The organism is Amycolatopsis sp. MEPSY49, assembly GCF_051337345.1.
Taxonomy (GTDB): Bacteria; Actinomycetota; Actinomycetes; order Mycobacteriales; family Pseudonocardiaceae; genus Amycolatopsis.
On record NZ_JBDLYJ010000006.1, the window covers coordinates 19,808 to 31,809 of the forward strand.

Here is a 12,002-nt window from a genome sequence, read left to right on the forward strand (position 1 = left end):
GGGGCCTCGGACATTGCACGAGGCGCACGACGATTCGTATGCGCGGATGCCGGGACGGGATGCGCCGGTGTCGGCGTGGGTGGCGTTCCGGCGGGCGAACGCGCGGATGTACCGGGCGGTCGCCGATCTTGATCGGGGACACCACCACGAGGCGCTGTACTGGTTCGACCGTGAACGGCGCGAGGTGGAGAGCCTGACCAAGAAGCCTGAGTGGAAATCGGACTACGGACGGGAAGGGGTAGAGGCGGCGGGCACTCACGTTGTCCCGGCTGCGCGCCTGAGCGAAGGGCAGCTTCCGCCGTTGCCGGACGTCGAATTCGGCGTGTATCTCCGGGCGGCGCGGGAACGGAAATCGTTGAGCCTGACTGCCGTGGCGGCGAAAGCGAAGATCGGCAAGTCGACCTTGCAAGCGATCGAGGTGGGATCGCGTCGACCGGGGTCGTTGGAGGTGATCGCGGCGCTGGCGGACGCGCTGGGCGAGGATCGTGCCATGTTCGCCCTGTTGGCCTTAAGGGTGCACGCGGACTCCATGGGTGGCGGTGATGACTGAGGAAGGGCCTAGGTCGGGCGCGCTGGATTCGGTGACGGTCGCCGAACTGGTCGAGTGTTACGCGGTGGGTGAGACGATCGAGGGACTGGTGGCGCGGTATCCGTTCAGCTACCGCAAGATTCGTACTGCGTTGCTCGACGAGGGCGTGAAGTTGCGGCCGCCGAAGATCCCTCTGCCGCCCACCCCTCCGGGCTTGGTCAACGCATACCGCGACGGCCGGTCGATCCGGCAGCTCGCCGTGACGTATTGCATGAGCTACAACCAAACCCGCAACATTTTGTTGGCCGAAGGCGTCGAACTCCGTTCACGCGGCAACTGCTCAACTTGGCACGGGGAGGCTGCGCGCACTAGTTGAATTCAAAGAACTGAATATTGATATTCCACACGTGGGACGTGTGTCAGATAAACACGTCCGCGTGTGCGAGTTTGTCCTATTAGAACGCAGAACCGGCCCCTGGCTACCAACCTGTTCCGGTTCTGCGTCTGTCCACTGGAGTAAGCGAACAATGAATACGATAAATGATGACAACCAACGGCAGTCAACCGGGGTCACCCGGATGCGCTGCACAAACTGTAAGAAGTTCGCCCGGCTACTGCCCGGTGAGAGCAAGTGCGGTCCCTGTATGGGGATGTTGCCGCTGGTACTGACGCTGCCGACCGCTGGTGTGCGAGGTGGCCGCTGATGGACGCACACGCGGTGATGATGACGACGCTCGTCGGCGGCGGCCTGGCGGTGCTGCTGTGGGTGCTGGCCAAGGTCGGTCACGCCCTTGCGCGGATGGCGGAGCTACTGGCCGCGCTCGCGTTCGTGGCGGTGGCCCTGTGGGGGCTGCTGCGGGCGGTGGTCTGGATTGTTCGGCAACTGGTCACCCGCTGGCGAACCTGCCTGACCTTGGTGGCGGTCTGGGCGTGGTGGAACTGGCTGGGCTGGGTCTCGCTTGCTGTCACGGTCGGGATGTTGGGCCTGGTCCAGCTCGTCTGGTGGCGGCTGGACGCGGTCGGCTATGACCAGTGGTGCGGGCGGTGGGTGCGGTCGTGGTGGCTGCGCTGGGCGCTCTACGGACAGAAGCTCGGCGGCTGGCTGACCGCCTGCGGGTTGGTGGTCCGGGATGCGTCGGTGCCGGTCGACGTGACGGTGTCCCTGGTCGGGCGGCGGCGCCACTCGGTGTCGCGCAGTGAGAACCGCTCGGACCCGGTCGCGGTGCCCAAGTTGCTGTCGGTGCGGTCCGGTGCCTCGTGGGATGAGGTGCGAGTGCGGCTGGTGGCCGGCCAGACCCCGGAGGAGTTCGACCAGGCGGCCCGCGCGCTGGCGGTGGCCCGGAAGGTCACCCGTTGCCAAATTCGAGAACTCGAGCCCGACGTGGTGTCGATCGACTTCATGCGCCGGGATCTGCTGGCCTCACCGGTGACGTGCCTGCCGGTGCCGGACCTGGTCGCCGTCGACGGGACCGGGGTGGATCTGCGGGCGGTGTTCGCCGGAGCGACGGAGTACGGCAAGCCGTGGAGGCTCCCGCTGGTCGGCACCGGGTCACACACCCTCGTCGCCGGGGCTACCGGGTCGGGGAAGAACTCGGTCATGTGGTGCCCGCTGGTGGCAGCCGCGTCGGCGATCCGGGCCGGGGTTATCCGGGTGTCGGGGATCGACCCGAAGGCGATGGAGCTGTCCTACGGGCGCGGGATCTTTGCCCGCTACGGCCAGTCCGGAAAGGAAGCCCTCGACGTCCTCGACGCACTGTTGGAGGAGCTGGAGAACCGCAAGCGTGTCTTCGCCGGGAACACGCGGGAGGTGCCGATATCGACGGAGTATCCGGTGGAGCTGCTGGAGTTCGACGAGATCGGGGCGCTGACGAAGTACACCGACCGCAAGACCCGGGACCTGATCGTGGAGAAGCTGGCCATTCTGACCACGCAGGGCCGGGCGCTCGGGTTCACGGTCCGGGGCTATGTGCAGGAGCCGACGAAGGACACGGTGCCGGTGCGGGAGCTGCTGCCCCGGCGGATCGCGATGCGGCTGACCTCGAAGACGCAGGTCCCGATGGTGCTCGGTGACGGCGCGTACGAGCGTGGCGCGTGGGCCAACCGGATTCCCGAGTCGGCGGCCGGGGTCGGCTACGTCTGGGGCGAAGGCATCCGCGAACCCCTGCGCGTCCGCGCGGGATGGGTGCCTGACCAGACGATCAAGCAACTGGAGAACTACGTCACCAACGGCGGAGCCCAGGTGGTCAACCTGGCCGATCGGCGCACGGGCGAAGGGAGGTCGGCATGACCACCACGACGGAAGATGTGCAGGTGCAGGCCCCGCCGGCCAACCCGGTCGGGCGAGTCCGCGGGGCGTTGTCGGCGGAGGTCGTGAAGGCCACGGCGGAGAAGTTCGGGGTGTGTGTCCGGCCGTTCACGATGGAGGTCGGGGACACCGAAACCGGCGAGGTCCGCTATGTCCCCGTCCCGTGCGGCTCCACGGTGGAGTCGGTGTGCCTGCCTTGTGCCCGGAAGGCGAAGGCGCTGCGGCAGGCCCAGTGCCGGGAGGGCTGGCACCTGACCGAAGAGCCGGTGATCACCCGCGAGAAGCCCTCGGAGACTCAAACCGAGTTGCTGACCTACCGGGCCGACTTGGCGGCGCACTACCGGGACGTGGTGGTGGCAGGGGATGAGGTTGAGGCGGAAGAGTTGCGGGCAGAGGTCGCGGGCGTGGATGCCGAGTTGCGGGCCTCGGGGATGACGGGTCGGCTGCCTTCGCTGGATGAGGTGGAGCGGAAGGCGGTGAAGCGGTCGACGAAGCGGCGGCAGGATGCGCCGAACCTGCCTCGGCGGAAGGTGAGCAAGACGACGGTGGGGCGGGAGTTCGCGGGGAAGTTCCGGCCGTCGATGTTCGTCACACTGACCTGCGACACCTACGGCCGGGTTCGGCCCGATGGGTCCCCGGTCGACCCGGCATCGTATGACTATCGGCGGGCTGCTCGGGATGCGGTGCACTTCGCGGCGCTGGTGGATCGGTGGTGGCAGAACCTGCGCCGCGTCGTCGGCTGGGATGTGCAGTACTTCGCCACGGTCGAGCCCCAGAAGCGGGCGGCTCCGCACTTGCACGCGGCGTTGCGGGGTGCGATCTCGCACGAGACTATCCGGCTGGTCACGGAGGCGACCTATCACCAGGTGTGGTGGCCTGCGCATGACGAGATGGTCTACACGGACCGGAAACCGTTGTGGGATCCCGATTCGCGTTCCTTTGTGGACCCGGAGACGCGGGCGCCGCTGACGGCCTGGGATGACGCGGTGGAGGCCGTCGAGACTCCGGCGCATGTCGTGACCTTCGGTGCGCAGGTGCACTCGAAGGGCTTGCTCGGTGGGACGGAGGAAGCCGGGCGCCATATCGGCTATCTCACGAAGTACCTGACGAAGTCCACGGGTGAGGTCGTGGAGGCTGGCACCGCCGGTCAGCAGGACCACCACGACATGCTTCACACCCAGCTGGCCGTGACGCCGTGCTCGCCGCGCTGCGCGGTCTGGCTGCTGTATGGGATCAATCCGAAGGGAGCCAACGGGAAGACGACTCCGGGGCACTGCAAGGGACGCGCTCACCGCCGGGCAACTCTCGGGCTTCCGGGGCGGCGGGTCCTGGTGTCGCGCAAGTGGTCCGGGAAGACGGTGGCTGATCACAAGGCCGACCGCCGGGGGTTCGTGCTGTCCGCGCTGGCTGCGGTTGGGATCAGCAAGCCGGAACCGGCCCCGGATCGGTTCGTGTGGCGCAAGGTCGAGCCTGGGGATACCCGCTGCCCGCCACGGGACCAGCTGGTCATGCGGGCGATTTCGGAGCGGATCACGTGGCAGGCGGAGTACTCGGCCGCGATGCTCGCCGCCGCACCTCCAGGGCAAGAAACTTCGGCAGCTGCGGTCCTGGAGGCTGCTTGACCCAACGTGGAGGGGAGGACGCGGGGATGACGGTGCGGGTGAGTGTGGTGGCGATCGAGGGATTGTGGGGGCCGGAAGAACTGGGGGCTTTCCTCGGCATTCCGGAAAAGACGCTGCGGGACTGGCGGCTCAAGAACTATGGGCCACCCTTCCTGAAGCTGGGTAAGCATGTTCGCTATGACCCAGTGGCGGTACGTGCCTGGGTCGCGGAGTTGGGTGTCGCGTAACGGGATCGATGTTTCGGCAATCGGTTGCGAAGAAGGGAGAGCGGGATGGGCCATATTCAAGATAGGTGGTTTCGGGACAAGGAAGATCCCGAAACCGGGAAGCCGGTGCTCAACGGCAGGGGTAAGCCGGTCCAGGAGCGAACCTCGCTGCACGGGAAGGGTTTGAGGTACAAGGTTCGCTACCTGGATCCGGACAAGGTGGAACGGTCGCGGTCGTTTCCGGATGGGAAGCTCACTGCTGCGCGTGAGTTCCTTACCAAGATGGAAAACGACGTGTACGCGGGAACTTATGCCGATCCTAATGCGGGAAAAGTCAAGTTCCGCGTGTATGCGGAGACTGTGATGGCCGGCCGATCGCAGGACGAATCGACGGTCTATATTGAAAAGTCGCGGCTTGAGAATCAGGTTTACCCGTTCCTTGGTAACAAGCTCCTCTCGTCCTTCAAGACTCCCGAGCCGATTCGTGAGTGGCTGGCGTGGCTTCGTAAGCAGGATAGGGAGACTTCGGCAACCTATCAGAGGACACTCTTCGACCTCGTGTCCTCGATCCTGGATGCTGCCGTAGCTGACGGGAAGATCAAGAAGAACCCTTGTCGTGACGCGTCGATTCAGGCTCCGAAAAGGATTCAGCGCAAGGTGGTTCCGTGGCCTGACGCTCGCCTGCGGCGGATAGAGCTGGCTCTTCCCGAGCGGTTCAAGCCATGTGTTCCGCTGGGCGCCGGGCTGGGGCTGCGGCAGGGCGAGATGTTCGCGTTCAGTCTCGACAACGTGGACCGGCGCGAGATGGTCTACCACTGCACGCGGCAGATGGTGACCGTTGGCAGCGAACGGAAGTTCAAACTCCCGAAGGGGCACAAGACGCGAACCATTCCAATTGGACGGGGCGTGCTGGATGCCCTCGATGCGTACGCTGAGCGGTTCCCTTCTACGCGAATCACGTTGCCGTGGGCGGAGCGTGACGGGCGTGCGTTCGAGACGATCAACGTTCTCATGGTCAACAAGCATGGCGAGTTGTACAAGCGGACGGCGTTCAACTACGTCATCTGGCAACCGGCGTTCAAGGCAGCCGGTCTGTCCTATGAGGACCGGGACGACGGGATGCACGCGCTGCGGCACCTGTTCGCGTCATCGATGCTGGCGCGCGGCGTGAGCGTCAAGGAGCTGGCGGCCTACCTCGGTCACACCAACGAGGGCTTCACGCTCAAGGTCTACACGCACTTGATGCCGTCGAGCCATGAGCGGGCGCGGGCCGCTGCGGATGAGATGTTCAAGCCGCGCACGGCGGCCGGAGAAGCTGAAGAGACGGCCTGACGGCCTGGTGACGGCCTAGGCTACTGGTACCCCATGAATCGGGGTGATGATCCCCAGGTCAGAGCGCATTTCGCTGTCAGACGATCTCGTTCTGCGAGTCGTTGACGCCGATCATCGGGGTGACGCCGACTTTCTTCCACGCCGCCGCGTCGCTCAGCCCGTACAGCGACTTCAGCTGCGCCTGCGTCGCCTTGGCCGCGGAAATCGCTTTCGCGCCCTGGTCGCCCGCGCCCTGGTAGTAGTCCATCGCCATGACGTTCACGAGGTCGAGGTTCACCCCGGCGTCCTTGGCCGACTTGACGACGTTGAGGCCGTCGGCGGTCAGGCCGGTCGGCAGCACCGGCAGCGTCAGCGAGATCTTCAGCCCCGGGTTGTTGTTCTGCAGCGTCTTCAAGGCCTGCGAGCGGCGGGCGATCGTCGTCGGGTCGGCGATCGCCGCGCCCTCGATGTCGAAGTCGGCGTACTTCAGGCCGTAGGCCTTGACGACGGCGTCGTACTCGGCCGCGACCTGCGCCGACGTGCTGCACGCTTGCGCCAGCTCGATGCCGGACGCGCCGCCGAAGGAGATCTTGACGTCGCCGCCGCCGTTGCGGATCTTGGTGATCTCGTCCTTCTGCCAGGCCGTGCGCGGGTCGTACGCGCCGAACCAGCTGGCCTTGCAGGCCGTAGGAGTTGACGAACGCGAGCGTGAAGCCCTTGATGCCGCTCGCGGCGGACATCCCGGACAGGCCGGGCGATGGCCACGCGCCCATGTCGACGTAGGGCCCGACGGGGATCGGCGACCCGGCGGCGGCCTCGGCGGGGGTGCCGAGCCCGGTGCTCACGAGCGCGAGGCCGGCCAGCCCGGCCAGCAGGGAACGGAGACGCATGGTGGAACCTCCACGACGACGAGCGCGGCGGCGGGGACTTCCTGACCTAATTGGTATAGACCATTAACCGTGGTGTGGACCATCGGCCGAACGGGCTACCCCGGTGACCGGTGGTGAACACCAGTCGGTTCGACAGATGGCCGCGCGGCCGGACCCCGCCACGCTGGGGGCATGAGCGAGAACAACGAAGAACCCCGCCGCTACAGCCGTCGCCGGCTCTTGGCCACCGGCGGGATCGCCGCCGGGGTGGGCGCGGTCGCCGGCGTCGCGGGCGGGGTCGCGTTCGTGCAGGGCGGGGTGCCGACGCCGCGGATCGGGCCGTCGGCGGCGCGGCGGTTCGCCGGGAAGGTCGTGCTGGTCACCGGCGCGACGTCGGGCATCGGCCGCGCGGCCGCGGTGCGGTTCGCGGCCGAAGGCGGGAAAGTCGGTTTCTGCGGGCGTCGCGAAAACCTCGGCGCCGAGGTCGAGCGCCAGATCCGGGACGCGGGCGGAGAAGCGACGTACGTGCGCGCCGACGTCCGGTCGGAGGACGACGTGAAACGCTTTGTCGACACGGTCGCGGCGAAGTACGGCGGGCTTCACGTGTGCTTCAACAACGCGGGCGTCACCGTCCAGAAGCCGCTGCACGAGTACACCGCGGCCGAGTGGGACGACGTCGTCGGCACGAACCTGCGCGGGAACTTCCTGGCGCTGAAGTACGAGGTCCCGCACCTGCTGGCGGCGGGCGGCGGCACGGTGGTGGTCACGGCGTCGTCCAACGCGCTGGCCACCGACGCCGGCCGCGGCGCGTACACGGCGTCCAAGCGCGGCCTGGTCGGGCTGGTCCAGACCGCGGCGCTGGACTACGCGGAGCAGGGCATCCGCGTCAACGCGCTGGTCCCCGGCACGACGAACACGGAACTGGTGCGCCGCGCGGGCGGCGCGATGAGCCTGCCGGACGCGGTGTGGGACGCGATGGCGGCGAACTGGGCGAAGACGAACGTCCCGGGGTTGAAGCGGATGGCGACGGCGGACGAGATCGCGGTGTTCGCACTGGCGCTGGCCTCGGGCGACTTCCCTTACATGACCGGGGCGCAGCTGGTGATCGATGGCGGGAAGACCGCGCACGCCTAAACTGTCGCTGGTGCTGATCACCACGGAACGGCTCACGCTGCACGAGTGGGCCGAGGAGTACTTCGACGACTTGTTCGCGCTGGCCCAGCTCCCGGAGACGGTCCGGTACGTGGGCACGGGCGAGCCGTGGACCCGCGAGTACACGCTCGCCAAGCACCAGGCGACGCTGGCGCACTGGGCTGCCCATGGGTTCGGCTGGTTCGCGGTATCGGCATCGCCGGGCTCGTTCGACGGCGTGGTCTCGCTGGTCAGCCGCAGCGCCACGGAGTCCGGCTTGGCGGCGCCGGCGGTGGAGATGGGCTGGTGGATCGCCCCGTCGGGCTGGGGCCGAGGGTATGCGACCGAGGCGACGGCGGCGGTGCGCGACCACGTGTTTTCGTCCGGTTTCGCCGAACGTCTGCTGGCGGTGTACGAACCGGTGAACAAGGCTTCGGCGCGGGTGGTGGAGAAGCTGGGTTTCGTGCCGCACAGCCGGTTCACGCTGGACGGGCGGGTCGAGCAGCGGGCGGTCTTGACCCGTGCTGTCCACAGCCAGGGCTGATTGTGGACAGCCCGGGCGTCCGCCGCCCGATCGCGGAGTTTTGTCGGAGGGCGCCGGTAGACTGGACCAGGGGACGCCCCCCAGGGAAGGGCGGGGGCTTGTCTGCGGGGCCGGGGTGGCCGATCCGGTCGTCCGCACGTCATGAACGGGTCGTTCACCTCGTCAGACGACATGAACGACCCTTTCATGGCATCGCCGCGACGCCGGGCAGACCGCGCGGCCACGACTTTGCCGGAGCCCTGCCAGGGAAGGGCGGGGGCTTGTCTGCGGGGCCGGGGTGGCCGATCCGGTCGTCCGCACGTCATGAACGGGTCGTTCACCTCGTCAGACGACATGAACGACCCTTTCATGGCATCGCCGCGACGCCGGGCAGACCGCGCGGCCACGACTTTGCCGGAGCCCTGCCAGGGAAGGGCGGGGGCCGCCGCCGCTCCGGCGGTGCGCCGCCCGCGTCACGCCTCGGTCATCGAGATCTCGACGTGGACGTGCCCCTCGGGGACGACCTGGTAGGACTTCGTTCGCTCGACCCGGATCCCGAGCGTCACCTTGCCGTTCGCGGTCTTGAAAAAACCGGAGTTGGTCCGCGCGTACCCGGCCGAGGTGACCTTGCCGACGAGCGCCCGGCGGACTTCGGCTTCGGTACCCGGGCGGATGGTCTGGAAGTTCATCGCGGCCTGGTGGCCGATGACAGCCCAGCGCCGCCGGCTTTCCCGCACCAGTTCGCCGTCACGGGCGCCGATCCGGTCGGCGAGCTCCCGCATTTCGCGCCACCGCCGGCGGATCGTGAATTCGCTGCTGTAGCCCGACAGCATCAGCACCGTCGTGAGGAAGAGGGCGATCGGGAACGCCCAAAGCAGCCACGGCCAGTAGCCGGTGGTGAGCCACAGTCCGCCCGCCACCAGGACGTACCCCACCAGTAGCCAATAGCGTCCCCGCATCCGCCACCCCCCGCCGAAGGATACGCGCCCGGATCAGGCCGGCGCCGGGACCGGGACGTCGCCGATCCAGCGGTGCACCGCCTCCGCCAATCCCTCCTGGTCCGAGCCGGAAGTCACCCAGGCCACATGGCCGTCCGGCCGCAGCAGTACCGCCCCGACGTCCGAAGTGGACGGTGACTCGGCCGGCACGACGTCGAATCCGGACCACGCGCCGAACGAACCGGTCAGATCCAGCAACACCGGGCGCCCCGCATGCAGCAACGCGGCCAAATGCGTCTCGCGACCGGCCACCACCAGCGGCACGTCCGGTGCCAGCCGCCCCGACCACGGGTGTCCGCCAGGCTCGTAACACGCGTCCAGCCCCGTGATGATCTCCGCCAGCGCCCGGTTTCCCGCCGGGTGCGCGGCGACCCGGCGCATCAAGTCGGCCCACGGCTCCGACGCGCTCTCCTCCAACGCCACCTGCGCCCGGGTGTTGGCCAGGATCCGTTCACCCGCCGCGTGCCGCTCGGCGTGGTAGGTGTCCAGCAGGCCGGCAGGTGCCGTCCCCAGCACCGTCGCCGCCAGCTTCCAGCCCAGGTTGAACGCGTCGTCGAGGGCCACGTTCACCCCGATCGCCCCGGCCGGCGGGTGGATGTGCGCCGCGTCGCCCGCCAGCAGTACCCGGCCTTCGCGGTACCGCGACGCCAAACGCGCCGCGTCGCCGAAGCGGGTCAGCCAACGCGGCGACCGCAGCTCGACGTGCCGCCCCAGCACCGCGTCCACCTGCGTCTGGAGCTGTTCCAGTGTCACCGGGGCGTACTTGTCGGCCGGCGGGTCGTCCTCGCGGACCACGATCCGCACGTACCCCGGCCGCGGGATGACGAACAGCGTGCGGCCGTCCGGTCCGGCCGAAACCCCGTACGGCAGCTTGCATTCGACGTCGCCGAGCAGTGCGTACCAGCGCGCGTCGATCCCCGGGAAATCGATCCCGGCCTGCTTGCGCACCGTGCTGCGCCCGCCGTCGCACCCCACCAGGAAGCGCGCGGTGATCGTGCGGCCGAATTGTCCATTGTGGACGACGCTGGAAACGCTTTCCGGCGACTGCGTGAACGACCGCAGCTCGTGCCCCCGCAGGATTTCGACGCCGAGGTCGGCGGCCCGGCTCTCCAGCACCTCCTCGACGCGGGTCTGCGGGATCCCGAGCGAAAACGGGTGATCGGTGGCCGCGCCGGCGAGCAGCAGCGGCCCGGGGAGGCCGGTGGCCGGCGCGTGCGGCACCTGGTGCCCTTCGGCGACCAGCCCCTCGGCCAGCCCGCGGCGGGCCAGCAGGTCCAGCGACCGCGAGTTGAGGTTGAAGCCGCGGCAGTACGGCGGCCGCGAAGGGTGGCGTTCGACGATCGTGGTGCGGACGCCCGCCAGCGCGAGCTCCGCGGCGACCAGCAGGCCGGCGGGCCCGGCCCCGGCGACGAGGACATCGGTTTCGAGCACGGTGTTTCCCCTCAGGAGTGGTCGGGCCACGGCAGCGAGCCGGAGCGGATTTCCGCGGCGGTGGCGCGGGCCCAGTCGAGCTCCGCCTGCCACGCGTGCCGGACGAACTCGACCTCGATCATGAACAGCCGCGGCGCGCCCTTGCCGACGGTCTCGTCGAGGGCGGTGTTCGCGCCGTCGATGCGCTCGGCGAGGTGGCGGGCGCGTTCCTCGAGCGCGTCGGCCGCGCGTTCCGGGCCGAGCGCGCCGAGGTAGCTCACCGCGGCGACGAACTTCGGGTACTCCGCGACCGGTCGGCGGACGAGTTCGTCCAGCCAGGCGACGAACTCCTGGCGGCCGAGCTCGGTGTGCGCGTAGACGGTCCGCTCCGGCCGGTTGCCCTCCCGAACCGTCTCGACGGGCTCGATCCAGCGGTGCTTCGCCAGCGATTCCACGGTGTCGTAGAGCGAACCCGGGTTGATCTTGAAGCTGCTGTCCTTGTAGCGCTCGCGCAGCGTGGACGCCATTTCGTACGGGTGCATCGGGCGTTCCAGCAGCAGGCCCAGCAGGGCCAGCGCGAGGGTGTTGCGGATCTTGCGTGACGGCACTAGTCGCTCCCTATTACTCGGAACCGACTATACGGCGCTCGTCAAGTCAGGTTGGCGACGCACGTGTGCAGCAGGTCCGCCAGGTAGCGCCGCTGATCGCGCGACAGGGTGCCGAGCATTTCCGCCTCGACCTGCGTGACCAGCTCGTCGGCGGCGTGCAGCTTCGCGCGTCCGGACGCGGTCAGGGCCACCGGTCGCGCCCGGCCCGTGCTCGCCTGCTCGGCGACGGTGACCAGTCCCGCCGACCGCAGTCCGCCCAAAACGTCCCGCAGCGACTGGCGCGTCACGAACGTGATCCGCGCGAGCTCGGCCGACGACGCGCCGGGGTGCTCGTCGAGCGCGCGCAGCACGGCGTACTGCGACATCGACAGCTCCAGCGGCCGCAGGCGGTCGGTGCAGACCTGGTTCAGTGCCTGCTGAGCGCGCTTGAGCAGGTAGCCGGGCCGCTCGCCGGTCGGGGCTTGACTCATGACAGGAACCTTACACATAC

At 68.4% G+C, this 12,002-nt stretch carries 13 protein-coding genes; 8 read left to right on the forward strand and 5 right to left on the reverse strand.

Annotated features, from left to right (window positions below; translation table 11 throughout):
• Positions 1-13 precede the first annotated feature (13 nt).
• The 6 genes from ABFJ78_RS26200 to ABFJ78_RS26225 all read left to right on the forward strand — a co-directional run bounded on the left by ABFJ78_RS26200 (position 14) and on the right by ABFJ78_RS26225 (position 5,994).
• Positions 14-550, forward strand: a complete 537-nt coding sequence (locus tag ABFJ78_RS26200) for an AMED_5909 family protein (RefSeq protein ID WP_436389059.1) — start codon at positions 14-16, stop codon at positions 548-550.
• On the forward strand, positions 543-905 hold the full coding sequence (locus ABFJ78_RS26205; RefSeq protein WP_436389060.1) for a helix-turn-helix domain-containing protein: 363 nt from the start codon (positions 543-545) through the stop codon (positions 903-905). Before ABFJ78_RS26200 ends, ABFJ78_RS26205 begins: the two co-directional genes overlap by 8 nt.
• Before the next feature lie 327 nt (positions 906-1,232).
• Positions 1,233-2,816 (forward strand): FtsK/SpoIIIE domain-containing protein, encoded by a 1,584-nt coding sequence (locus ABFJ78_RS26210; RefSeq protein WP_436389061.1) that lies wholly within the window; start codon positions 1,233-1,235, stop codon positions 2,814-2,816.
• A complete protein-coding gene (locus ABFJ78_RS26215; RefSeq protein ID WP_436389062.1) occupies positions 2,813-4,456 on the forward strand; it encodes a replication initiator in 1,644 nt (547 codons plus the stop codon). Before ABFJ78_RS26210 ends, ABFJ78_RS26215 begins: the two co-directional genes overlap by 4 nt.
• 26 nt (positions 4,457-4,482) lie before the next feature.
• Entirely contained in the window at positions 4,483-4,683 is a 201-nt protein-coding gene (locus ABFJ78_RS26220) for a helix-turn-helix transcriptional regulator (protein ID WP_436389063.1), read from the forward strand.
• A gap of 45 nt (positions 4,684-4,728) precedes the next feature.
• Complete coding sequence (locus tag ABFJ78_RS26225; RefSeq protein ID WP_436389064.1) at positions 4,729-5,994, forward strand: tyrosine-type recombinase/integrase; 1,266 nt, start codon at positions 4,729-4,731, stop codon at positions 5,992-5,994.
• Positions 5,995-6,070: 76 nt separating this feature from the next.
• On the opposite strand, the gene ABFJ78_RS26230 is transcribed toward ABFJ78_RS26225, so the two are convergent.
• Complete coding sequence (locus ABFJ78_RS26230) at positions 6,071-6,388, reverse strand: hypothetical protein (protein WP_436389065.1); 318 nt, start codon at positions 6,386-6,388, stop codon at positions 6,071-6,073.
• Between the two features lie 646 nt (positions 6,389-7,034).
• Between ABFJ78_RS26230 and ABFJ78_RS26235 the strand changes: the two genes are divergently transcribed.
• Positions 7,035-7,976: an SDR family NAD(P)-dependent oxidoreductase gene (locus ABFJ78_RS26235; protein WP_436389067.1), complete on the forward strand. Its 942-nt coding sequence runs from the start codon at positions 7,035-7,037 to the stop codon at positions 7,974-7,976.
• Between the two features lie 10 nt (positions 7,977-7,986).
• Positions 7,987-8,517: a GNAT family N-acetyltransferase gene (locus ABFJ78_RS26240; protein WP_436389068.1), complete on the forward strand. Its 531-nt coding sequence runs from the start codon at positions 7,987-7,989 to the stop codon at positions 8,515-8,517.
• Positions 8,518-8,969: 452 nt separating this feature from the next.
• Here the strand turns inward: ABFJ78_RS26240 and ABFJ78_RS26245 are convergent, their stop codons facing one another.
• Genes ABFJ78_RS26245 through ABFJ78_RS26260 form a run of 4 tightly spaced genes read right to left on the reverse strand, consistent with a single transcriptional unit; the run spans position 8,970 to position 11,982 of the window.
• A complete protein-coding gene (locus tag ABFJ78_RS26245; RefSeq protein ID WP_436389070.1) occupies positions 8,970-9,455 on the reverse strand; it encodes a hypothetical protein in 486 nt (161 codons plus the stop codon).
• Between the two features lie 33 nt (positions 9,456-9,488).
• Positions 9,489-10,925, reverse strand: coding sequence for an FAD-dependent monooxygenase (locus ABFJ78_RS26250; RefSeq protein WP_436389072.1), 1,437 nt, complete (start codon positions 10,923-10,925; stop codon positions 9,489-9,491).
• Positions 10,926-10,936: 11 nt separating this feature from the next.
• Positions 10,937-11,512 (reverse strand): PadR family transcriptional regulator, encoded by a 576-nt coding sequence (locus tag ABFJ78_RS26255; protein ID WP_436389073.1) that lies wholly within the window; start codon positions 11,510-11,512, stop codon positions 10,937-10,939.
• 41 nt (positions 11,513-11,553) lie between these two features.
• Positions 11,554-11,982 (reverse strand): MarR family winged helix-turn-helix transcriptional regulator, encoded by a 429-nt coding sequence (locus ABFJ78_RS26260; RefSeq protein WP_436389075.1) that lies wholly within the window; start codon positions 11,980-11,982, stop codon positions 11,554-11,556.
• Between the last annotated feature and the right edge of the window lie 20 nt (positions 11,983-12,002).